Consider the following 23,682-nt stretch of genomic DNA (forward strand, 5'->3'; position numbering starts at 1 on the left):
GGGTGGGGACACAAGTCCTTGCGATGCCGCAGTCCCCGACGTCGGCGGATACGGTGTCGAGCCCTTGGACTGACTCGGTGGACCCGTACTGTCAAGCCGGCTCACGAGCAGGCGAGCACCCCGCGAGCTATGTTAGTCCGAATAGGACTGATAAATGCTGCGCTGGTCGGACGGAAACACAGGTCAGCCCTGCAAAATCAGGGATAAACATCTATGCAAAGCCGCTGCGCCTGTGGATTAAAAGTCCTCAGCTCTGCCATTGAGCTAACGGCCCGCTGCGCCACCAGGTTACCCGATCACGGACACCTGGCTTGATATCCGCCTGGGTGGGCATGAGCGGGGGTTCTGGTCTGTGTCGCTGCGAGGCAGGCTACTGCTCGTTCAGGGTGGTGCGCTACTGGTCGGGACGGAATGGCCCCGAGAGGGCACCACGCTCGTCTCACGCCGGTCCTGGTCGGGTCTCGGCTGCCGTAGTAGGAGGCCTGTACTGGCGTCAGCTGCCCTGGGGCGGGGTCAGATGAGGCCGTTGCGGAGCGCGTATGCCACGGCGTGGCAGCGGTTGCGTAGGTGGAATCGGTTGGTGACGTCGTACAGGATGTTCTTGATCGTGCGTGGGGAGTAGCGGAGTTTCGCCGCGATCTCGGCGGTGTCGTAGCCGTCGGCGACCAGGCGCAGCACTGCCGCCTCCCGGCCTGCCAGGCGCAGGATGGTCATTCCACGTGGCCCGAGGGTGTCCCGTTGCAGCGCCCCGACCTGCTGCAGGAGCCGGCCGAGCAGGTCGGCGGGGATGCTGCCCTCGCCGGCCGCGGCGGCGCGGATCGCCGTGACGAGGCGTTCTGGGCTGGCCTCGGCTCGGCGGACGAGCCCGAGGACCCCGTGTTCCACCGCGGCGGCCAAGCCAGCGTCATCGACGTGGGTTACCACCAACACCAGGCCGGGAGCTTTCCGGATGCGCAGCGCGCGTAGGGCCCGCAGGGTCGGCTCGTCGACGCTGTCGGCGATGACGAGTGTGGCCTGGGCCTGGTCGGCTTCGGTGTCGTCGAGCAGCAGCACCTCCGGACGGGGTCGTAGCTGGCCGATCACGCCCATGCGGGAGATGACGTCGGCGGAGATCAGGGTGACGGGTACCCGGCGCATGGGCTCGTGTGGCCTGGCTTCCGGCTGCGGCTGTTCGGGGAGGACGGTTTCGCCTTCGGGCCGCCGCCGGCGCGTGTTGTCGGCAGGCGGGCGCTGGGCCAGGCTGGTGGTGGGCGCTTGGGGCTTACCGACCAGTGCTGGGTCCGGGGCATTCTTCGGTGACATGGCGTCGGAGGGCAGGTTGTCGATGTCGCTGGTGATGACCGGGTCGGCGTCACCGGACTGTAGAGATTGGCTTGGGTGACCTGCGGTGCCGGTGGCGACTGGCAACGGGAGTAGACCCTCAGCCTCGCCGTCGGCGAGTCGTCGCAGCTCGGCGCGTTCTTCTGGTGGAAGGAGATCCTGCAGGGCTGTCATCGCGCCTGGTCAATCCTGGCGTGGTGTCTTCGGCTGGGCGCCGGCCAGAGGTGTGCGGGAGAAGGTTTCCGCCAGGTGGAGGCGGTTGTCTGGTATGCCGGCGGCGGGCAGGCGTAGCCGGGCGTGGGTGATCAGGTCGGGTGGTCCGGCGACGTAGAGATGCTGGCCGGGCTGGTAGTGAGCGAGGGCGAGTGTCAGCAGGTCGCCTTGGGCGGCGGGCTCGACGAAGGGTTCGTCGGAGAGCGCGGGTACGACGGTCAGCCAGTCGTCGTGGGTGGTCTGCAGCTTGTCGAGGGTCACGCTGTCGTAGAGATCGGGCATGGTGCGCGCCCCGACCACCAGGGTGACCCGACGCCGCGCCCGGGTGGCGGCGAGGTGTTCGACGATGGCGCGCAGGGGCGCCAGGCCGGTGCCGCCCGCGGCGAGGAGCAGATCGCCGTCGCGGTTGGGGTCGAGAGCAAGGCCCATGGCGTAGGGCGTGCCCAGCCACACCTGCTCGCCGATGGCGGCGTGGTGGGCCAGCAGTGGTGAGACCGGTCCGCCGGTGATGGCGCGGATGTGCAGCTCGATGGTGCCGTCGGGGCGGGGCGCGTTCGCTGGGAAGTACCACCGCCACGCGCCGGGCTGGCGGGGTGTGGTGACCGGGAGGGCCTGACCGGCCTCGTGGCGCAGTCGGTGGTGGGGCCGCAGGGTGAGGATCGTGATGGTGTCGGCGGCTTGGTCACGGCCGATGATCTCGGCGGGTGTCCAGGCCGGGCCGGTGGCGATCCGGGTGGTCGCCCGGTGGGTCAGGCTCAGGGCGTGGTGGCTGCGGCGTTGCCAGAGGCTTGCCGTCTCGGGTGTCCAGGTGGCGGTGGCGTGGCGGGCGACGGTGGCGATCAGGGCGTCGACGATCAGTGGGTGGTGGTGGGGCTGGATGCGCAGGTGCTGGTAGGTGGGGGCGAGGGCGGCGAGCAGTGCGGTGCGGCCGGCGTGGTGGTCGTCGCCGGCGGTGAGGTGGCCGAGGGTGGCGAGGAACAGGGGTGCGTCACGTTCCGGCAGGCGTGGGTGAAGCCGGTCGGCGAGGGTGGACCAGAAGTGGTTGGCGGCGCGGTGGATGCACGGGATGACCGCTTCCCAGCAGGGGCCGAGTGCGTTCAGATTCGGCGGCGTCACGACGCCGTCCCGCTGTTGACCGGGAACGGGTGGGTGTTGGCCCGGCGTGCGAGGAAGTCACTGCGGGCGTGGCGGGACCGTGCGTCGGCCGGGCTTGCCGCGAGTCGCGCCAGACCCGTCAGCGCGGCACGCCGCAGCGGTTCCGGAACCCGGCTCAGCCCACGAATGACGGCCTCCTGCACCCCGCCGGCGGTGGGCAGCCGATTGCTGGAGGGCTGCCGGTGGGCCCAGGTGAGGCATCCGGCCATGGTGACCGAGTCGAGATAGCCGCAACCGACGACAAGGCTGCAGATGACCTCATCGGCGGTGTCCTGGGCGGCGGGTACGGGGGCAGGGCGCGGTACGTGTCGGGGGGCCGCCCACAGGGCCAGCGCCCGCTCGGCAATCGTGGTCACGGCGTCACTCCGATCCGCGGTTGTTGCTGCGTGCAGACGGCGGGGTGGTTGAGGCTGGGCGGCGTGCCGATCGCGGCAGCCACCATGTCGACCAGGGGGTCATCGGGCGGCAAATACCGGCCGATGCCGGTGCTGGCGGTGAGCAGGCAGCGGGTGGCCAGGTGGTGGTGTCCGCAGTCGCGGTAGAGGCCGCCGAGGCTGACCAGGGTGTGCAGGCTCAACCGGGCGTGGTGGCCGTACCGCTGCCGGGCTGCCGCGTGAACGCCGGCGAGGTCCGCCAGCCCTGTGGCGCAGTCGCCGAGGTCGTGCCGGAGTTGGGCGAGGGCCGCCCGGGCACGCAACGTCTGCGCGTGGTCGGCGCCGAGGGCCTTGGTCGCGCCGACGATGAGGTCCTGGTACACGGTGACAGCGAGATGCGGTTGGCCGGTCTGCGCGGCCAGCGGGGCCAGCAGCGCGGCGGCCCGCATACGGTGCTCGTCCTCGGCGGGCAGATGGCAACAGCGCTGGTAGGCGTACTGCGCCCAGGCGTAGGCGTCGGTGAGCGCACCGTCGGCGCGCAGGGCGGCGCTGCGGCGTAGCGCGTCGGCGACAGCCCGACGACGATCAGCCGTAGCGCTCTCTGCCGATTGGCGGTGTGGTGGAGCTGTCATCGGTGGCGGTGTGCCTCGGTTTTGCAGGGTGTGCATAGCTCCGTTCCTCTGGTTGTGGATGAGGTGTGGCCGGCGGCGGAGGAGTGGAGGAAGGCCCGCCGCCGGCCGCTGGCCGGCGAGTTGTTCCTGCCCGCGTTGGGGACCGGTGGCAGGAAGCCGGCCCGGCAGCCATTCGGGTTGACTGCCGCCGCCCCGACTCCCAGCTGCGGGGTGCGAGCCGCTGCCGGGGTGGGGTGCCTGAAGTGCGTCCTGGACGCTGCCCGCGCTGTCTGTGGTCAGCGGTAGGCGGCGGTGGCGAGGTCGCCGACGGCGGCGTCCACGGCGGTGGTGATGTGGCGTACCGGCGGGTGGTGCCGGTCGGCGATGGCTTTCAGCCGTGCGGTCACGGTGGCGGTGTCCGTGTCGAGGTAGAGGTAGGCGGTGAGGCCGAGCGTGGCGACGAGCCCGGCGAGGGCGGCGGTGTGGTCGGTGGGTGGTTCGTGCCCGGTGGCGAGAGCGCGCAGCCGGGCGCGGGGGACGACCGGCCATCTGGTGTGGGTGGGCAGGTAGATGTCGGTGGTGAGGAGTCCGTGGAGGCGCCGTCGGGTGGCATGCCGCAGGATGCCGGCGGAGACCAGCCCGGCGCGGGTGCGCTCGTACAGGTCTGTGGTGAAGCCCCGCAGCCATGCCCGTAGCGGCGCGCCGGTGGGGTGGCGGAGTGAGGTGATCGCGGCGTCGGCGATCAGGTCGCCGACGGGCCGGTCGGCACGGAGGCGGAGTCGCTGCTCGGGTGCGGGCAGGGCGGAATGCGCCGGATCGAGGGTGACCCGCCCGGCGAGATACAGGTCGATCAGGACAGCGCCGGCCAAGCCGAAGGCCAAGGCCTGCGGGTGCAGGTGGGGGCGGCCGGTGTCGTCGTCATGGCCGATCAGGAACAACTCGTCCCGCAACGGCAGAAGAGGAACCCTGCTGCCCATCAGTACCCCGCCCCCTGCCCCGCTGTGGCGGTGAGCTGCCGCAGCCGGTGGTGAGCGCCGCCGTACGCCTCGCCAAATGCGGGCAGGAGGGCCTTGTCGACCGCGGCGAGGACCGTGTAGTTCGGGTCGCACACGTTGCCGATCGGCGCCCGCCCGGCCTGCGAGATGAGCTGGTAGGCATCGAGCGCGTCAAGGCCGGTCAGAGAACTCGTCCAGCCGACCAGGTCGTGATGCGCGATGCGGTAGGCATCCTCCAGCGGGCGGGCGCAGCCGACCGCCATGACCGAGGTGTCGGTCTCCAGCCGCGGCCACACCGTCGGCACGCCTTTGATCAACTCCACGGCGAGTGTCGTGGTGGTGGCGATCTCGACGCCGACGCCGCACGCCTCGCCCTGGCCCTGCCGGGCGTGGCCGTCGCCGAGGGCGAGCATCGCCCCGTGCATCTTCACGCCGAGGTAGAGGGTGGTGCCGGGGCGCAGTTCCGAGGTGTCGAGGTTACCGCCGTGGGTGTCCGGGACGATGGTGGAGCGGGCCTCGAACCCGCCCGGCGCGACCCCGATCGTGCCGATCATCGGCTCCAGGGGCAGGTCAACCTCGTGGTCGCTGGCGGTGGCGTGGAACCGGACCGTGCCCGCCTGCCGGTCGATGCCGTACATCCACACCCGTTCTTCGAGGGGCGGTTGGAGGGTGGCGGTGTGGGCGGTGGAGGTGAGGGCGCCGAAGTGCGGGAACGTCGTGGAGACGCCCCAGTCGCGGGCGGGGGTGATGGCGGCGATGTGGATGGCGAGGGTGTCGCCGGGTTCGGCGTCCTCGACGAAGAACGGCCCCGACACCGGGTTCAGGTACGGCATCCGACACACCTGCGACGGCAGGTCTGCCGGGCCGCGGACGAGGCCGCCGAAGCAGTCCTCGGTGAACACCTCGAGGATGTCGCCGGTGCACACGTGCGCCACAGGAAGGCGGGCCCCGAAGGTGTAGGCAAGCTCGTCGCGCGCGGGACGGTAGGTGACCTTCCCCATGGTCGTCACACCCGTTCCACGTCACGCTGGGCCGGCTGCGTCGGCGCAAGCCCGGACAGCGCGGGCCGGCGGCCGGTGACGTACAGACCGGCGAGAACCAGTACGCCCAAGGCGAGCCACGCGAGGCCGAGGCGTTGCGCGGCGATCTGGGCGTTGACCACCACGTAGGCGAGGATCCCGAACCCGGCGGCCGGCATGACCAGATGGGCCCACCAGTTGCGGCTCCGTTGGCGGACGAGGTGGTGCACGACGACGGAGACGTGCAGGACGAGGAAGGCGACCATAGCCCCAAAGTTGATCAGCGACGACAGCAACGTGATCCCATCCGTACGGGTGGCCATGACCAGGCCCAGGGTGAGGGATACGACTCCGGTGAGCAGGGTGGCGTTGACCGGCACGTTCCGCCGCAACGACACCCTCGCCAGGAAGCCCGGTAGCTGCCGGTCGCGGGCCATCGCGTACAGCAGGCGGCTGGTGGCGACCTGGGCGACCATCGAGTTCGGCAACCCCCACGCGATCGCGGTCGCGACCGCGCACACCGTCGCCAACCAGCCCCCGCCCGCCACGCGCGCGGCGTCGTAGAACGCGGTGCCGTCCGGATCCCCGCCAGCGAGTAGCGCATCCGGGTCGGGGACGAGCATGGCGGCCAGCCAGGTCTGGGCGATGAACAGCACCCCGGCCACGACCAGGACGGCAACCATCGCCCGGCCGACCTGCCGCGACCCGCCCTTGCTTTCCTCGGCGAGCATGCTGATGCCGTCGAAGCCGAGGAACGACAGCACCGCGATCGACACCGCCCCCGCCACCACAGACCAGGTGAAGGTGTCGGAGTTGTAGAAGGCGTCCCAGCCCAGGTGGCCCTTGCCCGCCGCGAGCGCCCCGGCCGCGACGACCAGGAAGACCGCCAGGACGAGCAGTTCGCCGACGAGCATGATGCGGGTGACCATCGCGGTCATCCGGATCCCGACCGAGTTGACCACCGTGTTGACCGCGACGAAGCCGAGCAGCCACAGCCACACCGGCACCGCCGGGACGGTGGAGTGCATCGCGACCGACGCCACCAGGTACAGCAGCCCGGGTACGAGGACGTAGTCGAGGAGGATCACCCAGCCGGCGAGGAACCCGATCGGCGGGCTGATGCCGCGGCCGGCGTAGTTGTAGACGCTGCCCGACATCGGAAACGCCCGCACCATCTGCGCGTACGACGACGCGGTGAACACCAACGCCACCACACCGACCGCATAGGCGAGAGCGACCATGCCACCCGAGCCGGCATACACACTGCCGAAGATCGCCATCGGCGCGATCGGCACCATGTACACCAAGCCGTACGCGAACAAGTCCCGAAACCGCAGCTGCCGACTCAGCTCCTGCCGGTAGCCGTACCGGCTGAGGTCATCCATTGCTGTCACAGGGTTCTCCTGGGTTATGGGTTGACGGGCGCATGGCGTAGTGGGCTGCTGTTGCCGTCCAAGCGGCGTAGGGCTGGGCCGTGGAATGGCCGCAGTCCGCTGCCCTCATTCAGCTCGACAGTCATATCGCGATGCAAAGAGGTGATCACTGCCGAAAGCGTAAGCCCACATTTCGTCTTCATGATCGCGAGACATCTCGTCCCAGCAGGGAAATGGCTGGTCAGAGCGGAGCATCCGCGTAAGTATCCCGGCAAACATCCCCACAAATACGCCTTCCCGCCTTGCCGGCCATCCGTGACGATTTATTCATCACAGGCGATATTTCGATACGTCGTCCGGGCTGAGACCGCCGAGTTTTGGGCGAGAAACGACAGGGAGTAACGATGGGCAGACCGGCAGGGACATTCGAGGGGTCCGCAGCCCTCTATCGGATATCCGGATTGCCGCGCTCGTGGGCGCCTGCGCAGCACCTGCGGGTGCGTCATGGGTCAACGGCAGACGTACCCGGTCGTCCTCGCACCGCAGGCGGTCAGGGGCATTCCGACCAATCGCCCGGGCCTTGACCGGGGGCAGTTCACGCGCCGCGCTCCCGCGATGCCGCATCGCCCATGGTGTGGACCACGAGGTGACCGACCGGCACGGTCACCTGCGGCCCAGCGACGGCGATCAAAGGCCCCGAAGTCACTGGCTACCTCATATGGCTAGTGACCATGGGCGTAGGAGCGCTGGCGCGCGCACTACCGGACAGAAAGGAGGCCAGCAATGTCCTACGACCACTAAGCCCGATCAGCGGGGCGGGGCTCGCGGTGGGCCCCGCCCCTCCCGACCCATCCGCGCCGTGTTGTTGTGAGGAGTGTCGATGTCGTCGTATGACCCGCTGGACACGGCGGTGCTGGAGAATCCGTATCCGGTGCTCGCCGATCTGCGAGCGCATACGCCGGTGTGCTGGCACCCGGGCATGCGTGCGTGGCTCCTGACGCGGTACGCAGATTGTGTCGCCGTTCTGCGGGATCACACCCGGTTCGCCCGTGACCGGCGGCGGGCAGGCGCAGAGGTGCCGGCGCCGTCGTTGAGCGTGCAGTCGCTGGACCCGCCGGACCAGGCATCGGTGCGTTCACTGTTCATGAACGCGTTGCACGCCCAGGATCTCCATGCCATTGAGGCACGAGCCCGCAGGTTGCTGGCAGCCCGGTTCGACAGGCTTGCCGGATGTGCCTCGTTCGACGTGATGGCCGAGGTTGCGTCACCGCTCGCGGTGACGGTCATCTCCGACTTGCTGGGTGTCACTTCGCCCGACGTTGCCACCTTCGGCCGGGTTTCCGACGCGATCATGCGGAGCATGGACGGCGGCCTCGACCCGTCTGTCGTGGAGCCAGGCCGAGTTGCACGCGAGCAGCTGAGCGCGCTGGTCGAGTCCTGGTTCCAGACCAGCGGCCGACCCGGTCTCCTGGCGCACGTTCGCGCTCATGCTCCCGCCAGCGAGGTGCAGGAGCTGTATGTGCGCAACACGGCCCGGGTGATGTTCCAGGGTGGCTACAGCACGCTGGTCGCCGCGGTCGGCAACGCCGTGCACACTCTGCAGAAGCATCCGACTGCACTCGATCGGATGCGCGATGCGGCGATGCTTCGCACCGGCGTCGACGAGTTGGTCCGCTACGACGGGCCCGTGCAGGGCACGAGCCGGATTGCGATGGCGACCTGCCAGATCGGCGGCGTCACGGTAACGGCGGGCCAGACGGTAACCGTGCTCTTCGCCGCCGCCAACCACGATCCAGAACAGTTCCCGCAGCCAGACCAGCTGGTGCTCGATCGCTTCCCGAACCGGCACCTCGGCTACGGGTGGGGCAGCCACTCCTGCCTCGGCACAGTGCCCGCCCAGATGGCTCTACGCGCCCTCGTGACGAGCCTGCTTCACCATCCGGCGCCACTGGTGACGGCCGGAGTCCCGCGTCGACGCCGTACCGCGACGATGCGCACCTTCGAGACGCTGCCGGCCGCCTTCCGCCTCTGACTGTGGAGGACATGTTGAGGATCCTCATCGGCAACCACATCGACCCTTCGATCCGTGATCGAGGCGACCTACGAGCCTGGACCCAGCGTGTGCTGTGGTTCGCCCGCGACGGCGACCTGGTCATCCTGTGCGACGAGCCCGACCCGACCTTCCTCGCCTACGCCGCCTCGCACACCGGCGTGGACCCAGCCACTCTGCATGTGCTGGTGGCCCCGGCCGGTCAGCACGGTGGCCGGCTACTAGACCCCGAGAGCCTGACCAGCGAGGAGTTCGTACAGGCCGTGCGCGGCGTGCTCGGCGCGGCGTGCCCAGGCGGTGTGGAGGAGATCTTCGCGTTGTGGCCGTCCGCCGCCGTGGCCCGCTTCGCTGCCGCCCTCGGCCTCACCGACCGCCTCCCTGGCGCAGCGTTCTTCGCTCAGGGCGGTGGGGAGCCGTCCAACAACAAGGCGATCTTTCGGGCGTTGGCGGCCGGCGCCGGAGTGGTGATCCCTGCCGGAGCGGTCGTCCGCAGCCCCGACGAGGCGGTCGCCGCCACGGCCACGCTGCTGTCCGGGACCGACGCGGTCGTGGTCAAGCAGGCTCACAACGGCGCTGGCGTGGGCAATCAACTCGTCGTGCTCGACCCCTCGAAGGCCTACGAGCACGTAGGCGCCCGCCACCTGCACCGGCTCGACGGCGGCGACGTGAAGCCGATCGCGGCGTACTGGGAGGACCGCTGGGACTGGGCCAGCGCCGACGGCCGGTTCCCCGTGGTCATCGAGGAGTTCACCCCTCACATGGCCTCGGTGTACTCCGAACACTACGTCGCCGACGACGGGACTCGTCCGACGGAGATGGGAACGCTGGTATATGTCGGGCGGCGCCTGAGCCACCAGATCGTGCCCCTGCGCGGCGTCGACGACGAGGTCCGCGCCCAGCTCCGGCGGGGAGGGACGCGACTGGCCGAGATGTGGCGGGCTGTGGGATTCCGCGGCCACCTCAGCGCGGACGCCGTCGTCACCCGGGACGGACGCGTGGTTTTCACCGAGGTCAACGCCCAGGTTTCGGGCAGCCTGCACATCTACGACGTGATCGCGCACCGAATCGTCGATGTCGCCGCTAAACCTCAGCGGTCGGTGGTGGAGTACCACGTCCCGCCGACCTGGGCCGTGCCGGACCTCGACACCTTCCTCACGGCGGCGGGCGAACTCGGCTGCGGCTACGACCCGGCGACCCGCACCGGTGTCATCGTCTCCATGCCAGCTATCCCCCTCGAACCCGGGCGTGCGCAGTTCGTGTTCTGTCTCGCCTACGCCGCCGACGCCGACCGCCAACCCGTGTTCAACGCGCTCGACAAGCGGTTCGCCACCGTACCTGCCGGCTCGTACGACGCGAGCGACCACGTCGGCATGCCAGCCCCGCTCACCTTCTGACCAGGCCCGGAAGGGAAACCCGTGACGCCCGCACGCAACGTAACCCGGCCCGCCCCGCTCGCCGAGGCGGTTCAGCTCGCCCCAGCCTTCGACGCCGACCGTCTCGCGAGCGAGCTGGCCGTCGTCGCCTCCCACCCGTGGCAGCCCCAACGCATCCACGCTCCCGGCGGCGGCATCGGCCAAGCCACGACGATCGACTGGCGTGTCCTGCCGCTTCGCAGCCCCGGCGGTGACCCGGGCCGCACCGACCCCGGCGGGCCCGGACCGGTCGACTACGCGGCGACGCCCTGGCTGATGCGGATGCCATACCTGAGAAATATCCTCGACGACATTCCGGCGCCACTGAACGCCGTCCGGCTTATGGCCCTCGGCCCCGGCGCCGCCTCACACCCGCACCGCGACCCGAAGTACGCGCTCGCGCGCGGCCTCGTACGCCTACACATCCCGCTCGTCACCCACCAAGACGCGGTCCTCGTCCTCGACGGCGTCGAGCACTGCTGGCAGCCCGGCACCCTGTGGTGGGGGGACTTCGCCCGCGAACACGCGGTGCGCAACGCCGGCCCCGCCACCCGGGTGCACACGGTCATCGACGCGTTGTTCACCCGCGAACTGGCCGCCTGGTTCCCGCCCGACTGGCAGGTGGCCCTCGCCACTGCCGACGTGCTGTTCAACCACCCGGTACCCCCGCTCGCCCCAGGCCCGCAGGGCCTGCCGATCACCGTCGATCTGCCGTGCGGGTTCACCGACTTCGATCGCGACGAGCCGCTGGACGGCGCGCTTCAGCCGGCTCAGATCACCTTCGGGGGCGGAAACGCAACGCTGACCGCCGCCGATCGCCGCTTTGCCCTCGCTTCAGTTGGCGACGGCCAGTATCGATTCGCCGGGTGGAGCGAGCAGCGCAGCCTCCAGATCACCAGCGGCGGTGTGGTTCTGCGCGCTCGCTGCGGTCGTGCTGTCGCTGAGCACTGCCTGCCCGCCTCGACCGGCGCCCTGCAGTAAGGAGCCTTTGCCATGCAGCTGAACAGCCACGACGACTTCACCCCACTCCACGAGATCATCGTCGGCTCTGCCGCCAACTACCTCTCGCACGACCGCGATGTGTCGTTCGAACTGTTCCATCACGAAAATCTGGCCGGCTTTCGCTCCGACTGGGCCTATCCCCGCCTCGCTCAGGCCGGGGGTGGCAGCGGCGAGAACTGGACGATCAAACGACGCTACGCCGAGGAACTCCACGAGGACGTGGAGAAGCTGGCTGCGACCCTCACCTGCCTCGGCGTCACGGTGCATCGGCCGCTTCCTCTGGGCCCAGACGCGACCCCGATCGCCGGGCTCGGTTGGCAGGCCGCACCGACACCGGCGCTGAACATCCGCGACAACACGTTGATCCTCGGCGACGAGATCATCGAAACACCGCCCGCGGTCCGTTCCCGCTACCTGGAGACCCGCCTGCTCAGCACCGTCTTCCGCCGCTACTGGGAGGCAGGGGCGCGGTGGACGACCATGCCCCGCCCGACCCTGAGTGACCTGTCCTTCGACCTGTCGTACGCGCGCGACGCCACCACCACTCTCGGCGGGCCGACCGAGCCGATCCGCGACCCACAGCCATCCCCGTACGACGTTGGGTTCGAGATGATGCTCGACGGCGCCCAGGTCCTGCGGCTGGGCCGCGACCTAGTGGTCAACGTCGCCCAGGACAACCACCGGCTGGCCGTCTCGTGGCTGGAGCGGCACCTTGCCGGCCGCTATCGGATCCACCGCGTGTGGCGGATGGCCGACAACCACATCGACTCCATGCTTCTCGCCCTACGGCCCGGGGTGCTGCTCGCCCGCCACGACGGCATCCGCGACATGCTTCCCGCGCCGCTGCGAAAATGGAAGGTGATCGTCCCGCCGGAGCCCGACGCCGGCACCTTCCCGGTCTACGACGACTACGAGGACCTGGTACTCGCCAGCCCCTACATCGACCTCAACGTGCTGTCCGTTGACGAGCACACGGTGCTGGTCAACACCGACTGCACAGGCCTGGCCAAAACCCTCGAGGCCGAGGGCTTCACGGTCGTACCCGTGCAGCACCGGCACCGCAGGCTCTTCGGCGGAGGCTTCCATTGCTTCACCCTCGACACCGTCCGCACCGGCGGCTGCGAGGACTACCTGTGACGCCGCCGCAGGTGCTGCTGCTGGAGGCGGCCGGCCCCGAGTCCAGGGCACTGGCCGCCGCCGCAACCGCCTCCGGCTGTCATGTCCACGCCGTCACGGACCCAGCCACATATGCCACCTACGCACCCGACCTGAAGGGCCTGCTGGCGGGCCGCCTGCTGACTGACTTCTCTCGCCCTAAGCATGCCCTCGACGATGTCGTCGGCTACGCCCGCCGGATCGGCGCAGAAGCTGTGCTCACCGTGAACGAATACCTCACCGTGCTGCTCGCGCATGCGTGCGCCGCCCTCAATCTGCCCGGCAACGACCCAGACCGCGCAATGGCGGCCCGAAACAAAGCCGTCATGAGCGCTGCGTTCGCCGCCCACGGCGTAGCCACACCCCGTACCTGGCCCGTCAACGATGAGGAAGCCCTACGCCGTGCGCTCGCGACCCGGCAGATCAGCCTCCCGTGCGTCATCAAGCCCGCGGAGACGGCGGGCTCCGCCGGGGTCACCATCGCCCGCAGCTTGGCCGAGGCAACAGCGGCCTGGCGGGCGGCCCACAAGGTGCGAGGCATGTACGGCCCGCCGCTTACTGCATGCGTCCTGGCTCAGGAGTACATGGAGGGAACCGAATTCAGCGTTGAATCCCTAACTCAGGATGGGACGACGACGCACTTGTGTACCACCGCGAAGACTGTCACCTCGGGCGTCCATCGAGTTGAAACCGGCCACACCCTGCCCGTCAACCTGCCGCCGCACCTTGAGCAGGCCATACGGCGGCAGGTGGAGCAATCGATCGCTGCAGCCGGAATCCGCAACGGAGCCTCCCACACGGAGGTGATACTCAGCCCCGACGGCCGCTGTACCGTCATAGAGATCGCCGCCCGGCTCGGTGCCGGTCACATCGGGTTCCTCATTCAGCACGCCCTCGGCATCGATCCCTGGGCGGCGCTTATCGACACCGCACTGGGTCGCCCCGCCAATCTCATCCCCACCCGGCATGAGTACGCCACTGTACGATTCCTGACCAGCCCACGACCTGGCCACCTCGTCGCGGTACACGGCCTCCCTCGGCCGAGCCCCAGTGTGCCGACAGTCCGACTTCGGACGTCGCCTGGCGAGGCGGTCGAGGTCCCTCGGGCCAACCGCGAGAGGCTGGGCTACTTCATCGTCACCGGCCCCGACGCCGCGTCCGTCGACAGCCGAGCGGAGGACCTCCTTGCCCAGATCACCATCGATGTTGCTCCCACACAGACGAGCGGGTGCGAAGGAGGGACATAACCGTGCGGAACGGGCCGAGCACCTCCGCAGCTGACAGGGAACACCCGACCCCGTCGGCCGAGTTCGACGCGCTGTTCCACGGCGAGCACCGCTCCGGCGGCTTCGCCCGAGTGGCCCGGCTCGCCGACCCAGCACTGCCAGAAGAGATCGAGCCGTTCTCCTTCCTCTCGACCGATCTGCTGCACCACATCGCCAGCGCGCTGGCCCTTCAACCCGGAGACATCCTGGCCGATCTCGGGTGCGGACGAGGCGGCCCTGGTCTCTGGCTGGCCCGCGACGGCCACGCCAAACTGGTCGGCATCGACTTCTCACCCGTCGCCGTGGCCCAGGCCCGCCAGCGCGCCGCACTGTTCGGGCTCGATCGCAACGCTCGGTTCGTCACCAGCGAGCTGACCGCTACCGGTCTCCCCGACGCAAGCGTGTCGGCAGCCGTTTCCATCGACGCCATCCAGTACGCACCGGGGCGTACCGCGGCCGCGACGGAAGCCCGCCGGATCCTGCGCCCCGGCGGACGGCTCGTCCTCACCGGCTGGCATCCCCGGACCCCGGGCGACCCGCGGCTGTCCGCACGGCACCGCGACACCGACTGGCCCGCTGTGCTCCGCACCGTGGGCTTCACCGCCGTGCGGTGCCACACCCGCACCACGTGGACCGATATCTACCTGCGGATCTACCGCACCGCGCTGCAGATGGGCGACCCCGACGGCGACACCGCGTTGGCCGGCCTGCAAAGCGAAGCGCGGCGGCGCCTGCCCACCGCGCATCTTCTGCGTCGCGTCGCCGTCACCGCCATTGCCCCGCCGAACGGAGTCCCTGTCACATGAGGTCGGCCAGCACAGCGGCCACACCGCCGTAGGTATCCCCTACATCGGCCTTGCCCAAGCGGTGCCGCTCCAACCGGATGGCACCCAGGTGCCGTGCCTCGTAAATCCTCGATCGCCACACCGCGTGGGCGGAGTTGTCCCGGGCCCCGTATGTGTCCCAGAACGCGGTTCGCTCGTCCTGCTTGGCCATCGCCATACGGATCGTCCAGTCCGCCGCGGGGTCACCAAACCACGTCCGATCAAAGTCCAGTACGCCCGTGATCAACGGCTGCTTAGCGTTGGCATCGAGCAGGGTGTTCACCGTCCAGAGGTCGCCACTCAGGAGGCAGGGTTCGGTAACCTCGTCGAGGATGTGACGCTGCTGATCGGCCACGACAGCGACCTTGCGCAGGTCAGCGGCATCCAAGCCGACACGATCGAGATCGGCGGCAATGTCCTTCAAGGAAGCGAGTACCGCCTCGCTCCACGTCCCGCACGCGGGCCCGGCAACCGGCCCAAAATGCGGGCCGCGCACCGCGTGAACCTGGCGGGCGACGGCCCCTATCTGCCGGAAGAACGTCGGCCACTCGCTGCGCGGATACGCGCCGAGACGATCCGGCCCCGGAATGCCGTCCAACAGCGACTGGATCATCCAGTCGCGACCGACTACCCTCTGCGACCAATCCGCTACGATGACCTGCGGCATCAGCGGCGCAAGCACCGCCAAGTAGGGAATCGACGCGTACTCGTTGCGCATCAGTTCCCGCTCGCTGCGGAACTGCCTTCCCGGCTCCGGAGCGACCCGCAGAATAACCGGCCGCTCCCGCCCGGACACCGCCACCCGATAGGTGTTGTTGTACATCCCCGAGCCCAGCTCCACGACGGATAACAGGCGGACTTCAAGGCCGAACGCACGGCAGCACACCGCCTGAATCTCGTCGAAGGTCAGTGACTGCTGGAACGCCCCTGGGGCACGTTCGACCGGACGAAAATCCATACGACTCCTCGAAACTCGCCTGGTGGTGCAGTGGCCGGCCACAATCCGCCAGCAGCGCTAAAACGCGAGCTCGGCGCAGGTGGCTAGCGCTCTGGGGAGTGCCTGACCGATGATATCGGGCCGAAGGCGATCTAACCGACCTTGCGACCGCCTGAGAGCACGATACGTGGGCTGCGGTTTACCCTCAGTCGCAAAGCGCGCAGGGGAGGTTGATGACATGACACGCCCAGAGACGCAGGGGCCGAACCACCGGCTGCGTAACCTGCGGCTGAGCCGGTTTTCTCCGTCGGGATCGGGCCGTCCCCTATCCCGCCAAGAGTTGGCCGACGCCGTCAACGCCCACCTACACGCAGCCGGTCACCATCATGGATGCATTGACGCAAACTACGTCGGCAAGCTCGAACCGGGGCAGATCCGATGGCCGACGGCAGCCGCCCGTGCCGCCTTCCGCGCTGTACTTGGGGTGCCAACCGACGCAGTACTTGGCTTCTACATCGTTCGCGCTACCGCAGCGCTGACCCCCGCCAAAGACTCCACGCCTCCGATCGAGTCTTCGCCCGGTAGCAAGACCGACTGGCAGCTCGATCAGGCTATCGCGGACACTGATGAGGTGAACCGACGCGAGCTGCTGCGCCTGCTGACCACCGCCGGCGTCCTAATCAGCGGCCCAACGGCGGGCAACCTAGATTGGGAGCGCATCGCGAGCATCGGTGACGGCCACCGACCGCTCGACTCCGCCGCGCTCGATGAGTACGAGGCTCTCACCGGGGCACTGTGGCGGGCCTTCGGGGCAGCCGAGTCAAAAGCTAGCGTGGCACCCCTGGCCGACCGGCACCTTGCCACCCTCACCAACGCGTTGCGCCTGTCCCACCCCAGCAACGTGCACCGCCGGCTGTGCGCCGCCGCCGGTAACCTGCTTCAACTCAGGGGTGAAATCGCCTTCGACGCCAACCGGTACGACGACGCGGCGCGCTGCTACTCGCTGGCTGGCACGGCTAGCAGGGAGGCCGGCTCGTTCGACCTGTGGGCCTGTGCCATGACCCGCTACGCCTACATCAGCGTCTACGAACGCTCGTACCCCGAGGCGAACGAAATGCTGGATGCCGCCGCCCGGCTGGCGGCCAACGGCGACAGTGAGCTATCCACACGGCATTGGGTTGAGTCCGTCCGCGCCCAAGCCTTGGCCGGACTTGGCCGGTTCGACGAATGTCAGCGAGCGCTTGATGCCGCAGATGGGGTACACAACCTCACGGGCGTCGTACACAACGGCGGATGGTTGCGCTTCGACGGCGCTCGCACCACGGAGGAACGCGCCACCTGCTACGTCACTCTGCGCCGCCCCGACCAGGCCGAACCTCTGCTCCACCAGGCTCTCGATGGGCGGCTTTCCATACGACGTCGTGGCAGCGCGCTCACCGATCTCGCCACGCTCGGCGTATACCGCAGCGATGTCGCCCAGGTCGTGTTCTACGGGGCCGCTGCTCTTGACGCCGAGCGGCAAAGCCGATCCGGTGTCCTCAAGCAGAAGCTGCGTACGTTGCAGACGCAGCTGACACCGTTCGGCGGAGACCCTCACGTGCAGCATCTTCAGCGGCAGATCACCGCGACCCTCACATCGGCAGTTTGATCGAGTTAGGAGCATCGGCGTGACCATTGAGCCCGGACGTATCTTCCGCGACGCGTGGATCGCTGGCGTCAAGGCCCACTATCCCGGTGAGCCGAAACCCGGCTACATCGCGCCATGGGAAGAGACGCCGCAATGGGAGCGTGACAGTGCCGCAGCCGTCTACGAGCAAGTGGCAGCGTTTCTTCGCGCCACCGACGGCGCTGCCAACAAGCTCGACAGGGAGCAGAAAGGCCGCTTTGTCGCGCTATGTTGGATTGGGCAGATCTACAAGCACTTCCCCGAGCCCAAGCCGTCCTACGTCGCGGACTGGCCGAATCTGCCCTCCTGGCAGCAGGAGACCGACGCCGACATTTTCGAGACGATCGAGTCGCGAGTACGGGGCGGGCAGTAGCACGGTCGGCTGACCTGCGCACTGGGCGCGGAAATGCACTTGAAACGAGTTCAACGTTCCGGCCGGGTTGGGACCGATCGGTGGGGCCGAGGTAGTCGGCGATGCGGCGGCGGAGGTGGCCCGCAGGCGACGTGGCACGGGGTGAGCCGGCTGATCGCATGTCTAGGCCCGGACGCGCCCCTGGGAGCGACCGCTGGAAGAACACAAGCGCATAGCGGCTAGAGAATGCGCCAGCGGCACAGTTCCTCGCCTTCGGTGCGATGACCGTCAAGTCGGCGGCGCACCTCGGCTGCGCCTTCCGTGCCGGGCCGGAAACTGCGAGCGTTGGTCGCGATCATCGGGCGTTCACGGAGCTGGCACAACGGGTCGCACCCCTGCCGGAAGGTCGCATCCCAGCCATACCTGGCTGTGAAGTCAGCGATGTCCCAGATGCTCATCGATCGGTGACGCGGATACGCCGGCCATGCTCGAGACGAGAGGAAGCACGTGGACATCCCCAAGTTCAGCAACTGGCACAAGTCCCAGCACTCCGACGACGGCGGCTGCGTCGAGCTCGCCTACGCCGACGGCGTGATCGGTGTACGCGACTCCAAGAACCCAGGCGGCCCCGTCCTGACCTTCACCCGCCGCGAGTGGGACGCCTTCACCGCCGGCATCAACGACGGCACCCTCACCCCCGAAGGCTGACCGCTACGTGAGCGCCACAGCAACAGGCCCTGAGCTCGCGAGTCCGCCTCGCGGGCTCAGGGCCCTGTGGGCCGCCACCGCCGTCAGCTCACTCGGCGACGGGGCATATCTCGCGGCAGCACCACTGCTGGCCGCAACACTCACCCAGAGCCCCGTCGCCATCTCACTCGTCAGCACCGCCACACTGGCGCCGTGGTTCCTCGTCGGGCCCTTCGCCGGAGCGCTCGTCGACCGGTGGCCGCGACGAACCGTCATGATCACGGCTGATCTCATCCGGGCCGCCTGCGTGCTCGCCCTCGCCGTACTCATCCTCGCCGACCTTGCCACCATCGCGGGCCTGGCCACCGTCGGCTTCATCCTCACCAGCGGCCAAAGCTTCCACAACGCGGCCGCCCAAGCCATGATCCCGAACCTCACCGGCCGTGACCGCGCGGCACTCGCCTCCGCCAACAGTCGCATCGCCACCACCGAAAGTGTGGCCGCCGGTTTCGTCGGCCCGCCCCTGGGCAGCAGCCTGTTCTCCCTCGCCCCATGGCTACCCCTGGCGGCCGACGCCACCAGTTTCGCCGCCTCCGCAACACTCCTACGGGCCGTCCCGGCTTCACCGGCGCCCCGTCGTACCGGTAAGGGCCTCTTTGCTTCGCTGGCACAAGCCACCCGCTGGATGTTGCACCACCGCCAGCTCCTCGAGCTTGCCCTCCTCATCGCAGGCGGCAACCTCGCCACCAACGCCGCTCTGGCCACGTTCGTCCTCTACGCCCACCAAGACCTCGGCGTCACCACATGGGGATTCGGCCTACTGCTCGCCTCACAAGCCATCGGAGCAACCCTGGGCGGCTGGGTGGCAACCCGGATGTCCAAGCACTTGTCCTTCCGCGCGATGCTGCCGATCGCCCAGTTAAGCCGGGCAATCGCATTCCTATCCCTGGCCCTAATGCCGTCGCCATACATCGCCGGCGCATGTATGTCCATCATCGGAGCCAGCTTCACCGTAGGCACCGTCGCGGCTGTGTCCGCCCGTCAGCAACTCGTCCCCGACGACATGCTCGGCCGCGTCGTGAATGTGTTCCGCCTCATCGGCAACGGAGCCGCGCCCATCGGAGCAGCCATCGGCGGCGTCCTCGCCGCGCGCTACGCCCTCGACACCCCGATCATCGCTGGCGGACTCTTCACCCTCGGCGTCGCCGCGCTGTCACTGCTGCCCCAGTTCCGCCCCCGGCCAGCGCCGAATCCGCCAGACAACACGCACCAACACTGAGAGAGCTATGACTACCATCGCCCGCGTCCGTGCCGCTTGCTACATCACCCGACCCGCCCCGAACGGGCAAGAGCTACTCGTATTCAGCTATCCCGCCGCACCCGACGCAGGCACGCACCTCCCAGGCGGTGGCATCGAGCCAGGCGAACGCCCCGACGCAGCCGCCGTCCGCGAGGCCATAGAAGAAACCGGTATCCAAGGCAGCCTCGCACTGCACGGCGTCGTCGGCGTCCAGCAAACCACCTACGACACCGGCACCCCATGCATCAGCGTCTACTTCCACCTTGTCACCGACGAGCCTCGCGACACGTGGCGACACACCGTGATCGGCGACGCAGACGCGTGGGACACCGGCATGGAAACCGAATGCCGCTTCCTCCCGCTAGCTCAAGCCGCCGAACGGCTAAGGAGCAGCTGGCACCATCAGGAGGCGTACGTAAACCTGCTTCACACCGCACGCTCATGACCAGCGCTAGCCGGAACAGGACCGCTGGCCTCAACTCACCCTGGCAGACAGGGCCCGGCACACCTCGGCGAGCACCGCACGTGTTCTCGCCTCGACGAACGTGTAGCCCCTAGGGTTCGAGCGCAGCAGCTCCGGCAGCAACGGTACGTTCCGCTCTCGGCACGACCACACATACTCCGCCAGCTCGACCGCTTCCCTGCTGTGAGGACGCCGTGGCCGAAGATCAACCACCCGAAGTGCCTTGCACCGAAAGCAACGTCGCGAGGTCGCCCACGCTGGTGGTCATCCGTGGCAACTCCGGCAGCGGCAAGACCACCGCAGCCCGCGAAGTCCGCCGCCGCTACGGACGCGGATGCGCCCTGCTGGAGCAGGACTACCTGCGCCGCGTCATGCTGCGCGAGCACGACAGCAGCCGCACCAACCCGGTCGCCCCCGCGTTCATCACCGCCACCGCCCGGACAGCGCTCGACCTGGGCTACCACGTGATCCTGGAAGGCATCCTGCACACCGACCGCTACGCGATCGCCCTGCGGCGGCTCATCGCCGAGCACGCCGGACCGACGCACGTCTACTACCTTGACGTGTGTTTCGAGGAGGCCGTCCGCCGCCACCGGACACGCGCCGAACCGATCAACGTCACCCCGGAGCAGATGCGCGAGTGGTACGCCTCCCGGGACCTGCTCGACGTGCCCGGTGAACGCATCATCCCCGAGATCTCCGCGTTCGAGCAGACCGTCACCACCATCCTCACCACCAGCGGCCTGCCAGGCAGCCCACCCCTGACGCCATGCCCAAGCCGGTGCCCCCACTGCGCCGCAGAGCCCGAATGACCACCACCCTGGGCGTTGGCAGTACCGAGGTACACACATGAACCACGCGGCCGGGACGCCGGCGACTCGCTGTGGGCTTCTCCGCCCTTCTGCTCCTGCCGCTCAACAGACCGGTCAGTCAGCCCGGCCTCCAGGGAGCGAGAGGAGTTCCGGATGGGTAGCCAAGCCCTCACGCGCAGCATCAAGGTGTCGGGTAACCTGGACAGCCGCCACCATGGCCATCGATAGGAGATGCGGTGTCGCACATCGAGACGGTCACCAGCGAGCTGCGGATATTGATGACCGGTGTGGATAGAGCCCAGGGGCTGGCCGCCGTCGCCGACAACCAGGCGCAACAAGTGGCGTTGCGTGCCGCGGGCGCCGGTTTTGCCGCAGTGGCAGCGGGCATGACTCGGGTGCGAGATGCAATCGCGTCGGCCCAGGGCGGATTGGGTGGCCTTGCCAGATCGACAGGCGAAGCCACGAAGATGACTGCCGCCGTTCCCCGCGAAGCCACTCCCCAAGAGACCATCGCCGCACTGATGCCGGTCCAGGTCGGGGTTGACAGCGCTCGTGACGCGGCGGCTGCGGTCATCGCCCAGGTCGGTGAGGCCCAGCAGCTCGTCGCCATGGTTCTCCAAGGCGGGCAGCCCGGGCCGCTGCTGCAGTCGCTGGAGAGCATTAAGCAGGTCCTAGTGTCAGTGGTCCAACATGCCGGGTCCGCCCGCCAAACGGTCGAGGCAGCTGTGGCCGAGGCGCGGCAGCTGGGGTCGGGAAACTGATCGGGGCTGGCGGTCTCGTACCGGCCAGCCCTGCCTCGACCAGCAACACCGGCAATCCGGCGCCCGCAATCTCGGACATGGGTGATGCGGCAGCCAGTGACCCTGACGTGGACATGCCGTGGGCGCGGCGTCCCACTGGAGTCCCCGGCGGTTCGCCCACCGGACCTCGCACCAAGATCGGGCCGGACGTGGACGAGGCCACCCGCCGGGCGCTGGGCCTTGAAAACCAATGCGCGGACGTGCTAACCGACAAGGGCTACCGGGTGCACCAGAACCCGACCGGACGGGAGGTCGCGGACGCGCGAGGTCGTACCGACGACATCGGGAGCCCCAGCAAGACGCCTGATTACTTGATCGAAGGGCATGTCTTCGACTGCTACTCTCCAACCCCTCCGAAGCCGGTGCGGGGGATCTGGACGGAAGTCTCCAAAAAGATCGACAAGTCACAGACCCAACGCGTGGTCCTCAACCTCCATGACTGGCGAGGAGAGCTTGCGGCCCTGCGTAAACAGTTCGACGACTGGCCCATCGCCGGACTGAAGGAACTGGCGGCGGTGACGCGAAGTGGTGCGATCATCCAGATCGTGCCGCGACACGGAGGAGAGGCGAAATGAGTATCAGCTACCGGCTGACGCTGGCAGGCGACATCCCCCTGCGGCACGTGGCGGATCTCGCCGCCCCGGACGCCACCGAAACACCCACCCCGGCCGCCAACCGGCTGCTCACCTGCGACCGCTACGAAGAGCGCGGATACCTGGTCAGCATCAGCTCCGGGCGCAACGGTTACTACGACGCAGAAGATGACGCTGACGCCTACTGGGAGTGGGAGCCCGAGGAATATGTCGACATCAGCTTCGACATGCGCACCGGCGACATGGCCGACAAAGGGGTGCCAAACATGGTGGCCACGGTGGCCCGGGTGCTCGCCGACCGGGCCGAGGATGCGGCGCTGGTGCTCAACGGCAACTGGCTGTTACTCACTCGCGTCGGCGGAATACTACGCAGGCACAGACCGCAGTGGTGGACCCACTACGGCGTGGACGGCCTCATCCCTTGGTAACGCCCGCCCGCTGCCACTCGCACCGTGGTGTCGGCGCGAAACGCGAACATCACAGTCGCAGGCGCATGGCTAACCCGCTGATCCGGGATGCCTGGGACGAGTTGCTTGGCGTACTCGCGGCCAGAAGCAAGCAAGGGGGGTTTGCTGCTTTTCGGCGGCCAGCCGAGGCGCAGATCCGGCTAATCACCGGCCGCTCCCACCCGGGCACCGTCACCCGATAGGTGTTGTTGTACATCCCCGAGCCCAGCTCCATGGCGGATAACAGGCGGACTTCAGGACCGAACGCACGGCAGCACATGGCCTGAATCTCGTCGAAGGTCAGTGACTGCTGGAACGCCCTGGAGCACGCTCGACCAGACGAAAATTCATACGAGTCCTCGAAACTCGCCTCGTGGTGCAGAGGTCGGCCGCAATCCGCCAAGCAGCGCTAAAGCGGGCGGCTGGAGCCACTCAGCCTCGATCCACCGACGCAGTTGATGTCGTTCGCCGGTTGATCATTTTTGGTATTGGGTGATTCGGTGGGCGTGTGGGAGTCGCCGATCACGTGGTCGGCTTGCTCCGGGTGCGGGTTGTTGGGTGGGGGTGGAGTTGTGGCCTGTGGTCGGGCCGCCGGGGTTCTGCTGGTGGGTGTGGTCAGCCGGGTGTGGTGTGGACGGCGGTGAACAGGTTGTCGAACGCTGGCTGCCAGGGCCAGTGGTCGGGTAGGTGCAGGTGGATGGTGCGTGCCCGGTGTGCGAGGCGGGCGGCGACGTTGATGATCCTGGTCCGGATTGTTGCTGGCCGGGCGGTGGCGTAGGCGCCGGCGGCGAGGTGGCCCGCGGTGCGGGTGAGGTTGTGGGCGATCGCGGCGCAGGTCAGCCAGGCGTCGTTGGCGTT

Annotated in this window: 25 protein-coding genes; 15 read left to right on the forward strand and 10 right to left on the reverse strand. The window is 68.5% G+C overall.

Translation table 11 applies throughout. From position 1 onward, the window contains the following. Positions 1–513: 513 nt before the first annotated feature. The 7 genes from ACGFIZ_RS23430 to ACGFIZ_RS23460 all read right to left on the reverse strand — a co-directional run bounded on the left by ACGFIZ_RS23430 (position 514) and on the right by ACGFIZ_RS23460 (position 7,072). A complete protein-coding gene (locus tag ACGFIZ_RS23430) occupies positions 514–1,494 on the reverse strand; it encodes a LuxR C-terminal-related transcriptional regulator (protein ID WP_393422454.1) in 981 nt (326 codons plus the stop codon). 9 nt (positions 1,495–1,503) lie between these two features. Further along, the gene (locus tag ACGFIZ_RS23435; protein WP_393422456.1) at positions 1,504–2,649 is read right to left on the reverse strand and encodes an FAD-binding oxidoreductase; all 1,146 of its coding nucleotides are present in this window, start codon (positions 2,647–2,649) and stop codon (positions 1,504–1,506) included. Then, complete coding sequence (locus tag ACGFIZ_RS23440; protein ID WP_393422458.1) at positions 2,646–3,044, reverse strand: hypothetical protein; 399 nt, start codon at positions 3,042–3,044, stop codon at positions 2,646–2,648. The genes ACGFIZ_RS23435 and ACGFIZ_RS23440 overlap by 4 nt, the downstream gene beginning before the upstream one ends. Next, a complete protein-coding gene (locus tag ACGFIZ_RS23445; protein ID WP_393422460.1) occupies positions 3,041–3,694 on the reverse strand; it encodes a hypothetical protein in 654 nt (217 codons plus the stop codon). Before ACGFIZ_RS23445 ends, ACGFIZ_RS23440 begins: the two co-directional genes overlap by 4 nt. 275 nt (positions 3,695–3,969) lie before the next feature. Next, the gene (locus tag ACGFIZ_RS23450; RefSeq protein ID WP_393422462.1) at positions 3,970–4,650 is read right to left on the reverse strand and encodes a GPP34 family phosphoprotein; all 681 of its coding nucleotides are present in this window, start codon (positions 4,648–4,650) and stop codon (positions 3,970–3,972) included. Continuing rightward, a complete protein-coding gene (locus tag ACGFIZ_RS23455) occupies positions 4,650–5,669 on the reverse strand; it encodes an acetamidase/formamidase family protein (protein ID WP_393422501.1) in 1,020 nt (339 codons plus the stop codon). Before ACGFIZ_RS23455 ends, ACGFIZ_RS23450 begins: the two co-directional genes overlap by 1 nt. Before the next feature lie 5 nt (positions 5,670–5,674). Next, positions 5,675–7,072: an APC family permease gene (locus ACGFIZ_RS23460; protein ID WP_393422503.1), complete on the reverse strand. Its 1,398-nt coding sequence runs from the start codon at positions 7,070–7,072 to the stop codon at positions 5,675–5,677. An 868-nt stretch (positions 7,073–7,940) separates the two neighbouring features. On the opposite strand from ACGFIZ_RS23460, the gene ACGFIZ_RS23465 reads away from it, so the two are divergent. Genes ACGFIZ_RS23465 through ACGFIZ_RS23490 form a run of 6 tightly spaced genes read left to right on the forward strand, consistent with a single transcriptional unit; the run spans position 7,941 to position 14,750 of the window. Then, the gene (locus ACGFIZ_RS23465; protein WP_393422464.1) at positions 7,941–9,092 is read left to right on the forward strand and encodes a cytochrome P450; all 1,152 of its coding nucleotides are present in this window, start codon (positions 7,941–7,943) and stop codon (positions 9,090–9,092) included. 11 nt (positions 9,093–9,103) lie between these two features. Further along, complete coding sequence (locus ACGFIZ_RS23470) at positions 9,104–10,504, forward strand: hypothetical protein (protein WP_393422465.1); 1,401 nt, start codon at positions 9,104–9,106, stop codon at positions 10,502–10,504. A 21-nt stretch (positions 10,505–10,525) separates the two neighbouring features. Then, the gene (locus ACGFIZ_RS23475; RefSeq protein ID WP_393422467.1) at positions 10,526–11,503 is read left to right on the forward strand and encodes an aspartyl/asparaginyl beta-hydroxylase domain-containing protein; all 978 of its coding nucleotides are present in this window, start codon (positions 10,526–10,528) and stop codon (positions 11,501–11,503) included. 12 nt (positions 11,504–11,515) lie between these two features. Further along, complete coding sequence (locus tag ACGFIZ_RS23480) at positions 11,516–12,661, forward strand: glycine amidinotransferase (RefSeq protein ID WP_393422469.1); 1,146 nt, start codon at positions 11,516–11,518, stop codon at positions 12,659–12,661. Beyond that, on the forward strand, positions 12,658–13,926 hold the full coding sequence (locus tag ACGFIZ_RS23485; protein ID WP_393422471.1) for an ATP-grasp domain-containing protein: 1,269 nt from the start codon (positions 12,658–12,660) through the stop codon (positions 13,924–13,926). The genes ACGFIZ_RS23480 and ACGFIZ_RS23485 overlap by 4 nt, the downstream gene beginning before the upstream one ends. 2 nt (positions 13,927–13,928) lie before the next feature. Beyond that, positions 13,929–14,750 carry a class I SAM-dependent methyltransferase gene (locus ACGFIZ_RS23490; RefSeq protein ID WP_393422473.1) on the forward strand — a complete coding sequence of 274 codons (822 nt, stop codon included), beginning with the start codon at positions 13,929–13,931 and terminating at the stop codon, positions 14,748–14,750. Here the strand turns inward: ACGFIZ_RS23490 and ACGFIZ_RS23495 are convergent. Next, positions 14,743–15,726, reverse strand: coding sequence for a phosphotransferase family protein (locus ACGFIZ_RS23495; RefSeq protein WP_393422475.1), 984 nt, complete (start codon positions 15,724–15,726; stop codon positions 14,743–14,745). The genes ACGFIZ_RS23490 and ACGFIZ_RS23495 overlap by 8 nt on opposite strands. A 319-nt stretch (positions 15,727–16,045) precedes the next feature. Between ACGFIZ_RS23495 and ACGFIZ_RS23500 the strand changes: the two genes are divergently transcribed. Next, entirely contained in the window at positions 16,046–17,353 is a 1,308-nt protein-coding gene (locus ACGFIZ_RS23500; RefSeq protein ID WP_393422477.1) for a transcriptional regulator, read from the forward strand. Between the two features lie 19 nt (positions 17,354–17,372). Next, positions 17,373–17,744 (forward strand): hypothetical protein, encoded by a 372-nt coding sequence (locus ACGFIZ_RS23505; protein ID WP_393422479.1) that lies wholly within the window; start codon positions 17,373–17,375, stop codon positions 17,742–17,744. 218 nt (positions 17,745–17,962) lie between these two features. On the opposite strand, the gene ACGFIZ_RS23510 is transcribed toward ACGFIZ_RS23505, so the two are convergent. Further along, positions 17,963–18,181 (reverse strand): hypothetical protein, encoded by a 219-nt coding sequence (locus tag ACGFIZ_RS23510; protein ID WP_393422481.1) that lies wholly within the window; start codon positions 18,179–18,181, stop codon positions 17,963–17,965. A gap of 49 nt (positions 18,182–18,230) precedes the next feature. On the opposite strand from ACGFIZ_RS23510, the gene ACGFIZ_RS23515 reads away from it, so the two are divergent. The 7 genes from ACGFIZ_RS23515 (at position 18,231) to ACGFIZ_RS23545 (ending at position 22,806) form a co-directional block, all read left to right on the forward strand. Next, entirely contained in the window at positions 18,231–18,431 is a 201-nt protein-coding gene (locus tag ACGFIZ_RS23515; protein WP_393422483.1) for a DUF397 domain-containing protein, read from the forward strand. A 7-nt stretch (positions 18,432–18,438) separates the two neighbouring features. Next, a complete protein-coding gene (locus tag ACGFIZ_RS23520) occupies positions 18,439–19,689 on the forward strand; it encodes an MFS transporter (protein WP_393422485.1) in 1,251 nt (416 codons plus the stop codon). Between the two features lie 7 nt (positions 19,690–19,696). Further along, a complete protein-coding gene (locus tag ACGFIZ_RS23525) occupies positions 19,697–20,155 on the forward strand; it encodes an NUDIX domain-containing protein (protein WP_393422487.1) in 459 nt (152 codons plus the stop codon). Between the two features lie 236 nt (positions 20,156–20,391). Further along, the gene (locus tag ACGFIZ_RS23530) at positions 20,392–20,985 is read left to right on the forward strand and encodes an AAA family ATPase (RefSeq protein WP_393422489.1); all 594 of its coding nucleotides are present in this window, start codon (positions 20,392–20,394) and stop codon (positions 20,983–20,985) included. A 236-nt stretch (positions 20,986–21,221) separates the two neighbouring features. Further along, a complete protein-coding gene (locus ACGFIZ_RS23535) occupies positions 21,222–21,746 on the forward strand; it encodes a DUF6244 family protein (RefSeq protein WP_393422491.1) in 525 nt (174 codons plus the stop codon). 188 nt (positions 21,747–21,934) lie between these two features. Next, complete coding sequence (locus ACGFIZ_RS23540) at positions 21,935–22,360, forward strand: hypothetical protein (protein ID WP_393422493.1); 426 nt, start codon at positions 21,935–21,937, stop codon at positions 22,358–22,360. Further along, positions 22,357–22,806: a SitI3 family protein gene (locus ACGFIZ_RS23545; protein WP_393422495.1), complete on the forward strand. Its 450-nt coding sequence runs from the start codon at positions 22,357–22,359 to the stop codon at positions 22,804–22,806. The genes ACGFIZ_RS23540 and ACGFIZ_RS23545 overlap by 4 nt, the downstream gene beginning before the upstream one ends. Before the next feature lie 633 nt (positions 22,807–23,439). On the opposite strand, the gene ACGFIZ_RS23550 is transcribed toward ACGFIZ_RS23545, so the two are convergent. Continuing rightward, a partial coding sequence (locus tag ACGFIZ_RS23550) for a transposase (protein ID WP_393422497.1) occupies positions 23,440–23,682 on the reverse strand: 243 nt, incomplete at its 5' end.

This window comes from Micromonospora sp. NPDC048830, assembly GCF_043198215.1.
In the GTDB taxonomy this organism is placed as follows: Bacteria; Actinomycetota; Actinomycetes; order Mycobacteriales; family Micromonosporaceae; genus Micromonospora.

What these genes read in the sequence shown, in the direction of transcription:
- ACGFIZ_RS23470 (WP_393422465.1), top strand. Translation starts at nt 9,104, where the DNA reads ATGTTGAGGATCCTCATCGGCAACCACATCGACCCTTCGATCCGTGAT.
- ACGFIZ_RS23450 (WP_393422462.1), bottom strand. Translation starts at nt 4,650, where the DNA reads ATGGGCAGCAGGGTTCCTCTTCTGCCGTTGCGGGACGAGTTGTTCCTG.
- ACGFIZ_RS23465 (WP_393422464.1), top strand. Translation starts at nt 7,941, where the DNA reads ATGTCGTCGTATGACCCGCTGGACACGGCGGTGCTGGAGAATCCGTAT.
- ACGFIZ_RS23445 (WP_393422460.1), bottom strand. Translation starts at nt 3,694, where the DNA reads ATGACAGCTCCACCACACCGCCAATCGGCAGAGAGCGCTACGGCTGAT.
- ACGFIZ_RS23430 (WP_393422454.1), bottom strand. Translation starts at nt 1,494, where the DNA reads ATGACAGCCCTGCAGGATCTCCTTCCACCAGAAGAACGCGCCGAGCTG.
- ACGFIZ_RS23460 (WP_393422503.1), bottom strand. Translation starts at nt 7,072, where the DNA reads ATGGATGACCTCAGCCGGTACGGCTACCGGCAGGAGCTGAGTCGGCAG.
- ACGFIZ_RS23525 (WP_393422487.1), top strand. Translation starts at nt 19,697, where the DNA reads ATGACTACCATCGCCCGCGTCCGTGCCGCTTGCTACATCACCCGACCC.
- ACGFIZ_RS23495 (WP_393422475.1), bottom strand. Translation starts at nt 15,726, where the DNA reads ATGGATTTTCGTCCGGTCGAACGTGCCCCAGGGGCGTTCCAGCAGTCA.
- ACGFIZ_RS23455 (WP_393422501.1), bottom strand. Translation starts at nt 5,669, where the DNA reads ATGGGGAAGGTCACCTACCGTCCCGCGCGCGACGAGCTTGCCTACACC.
- ACGFIZ_RS23480 (WP_393422469.1), top strand. Translation starts at nt 11,516, where the DNA reads ATGCAGCTGAACAGCCACGACGACTTCACCCCACTCCACGAGATCATC.
- ACGFIZ_RS23545 (WP_393422495.1), top strand. Translation starts at nt 22,357, where the DNA reads ATGAGTATCAGCTACCGGCTGACGCTGGCAGGCGACATCCCCCTGCGG.
- ACGFIZ_RS23510 (WP_393422481.1), bottom strand. Translation starts at nt 18,181, where the DNA reads ATGAGCATCTGGGACATCGCTGACTTCACAGCCAGGTATGGCTGGGAT.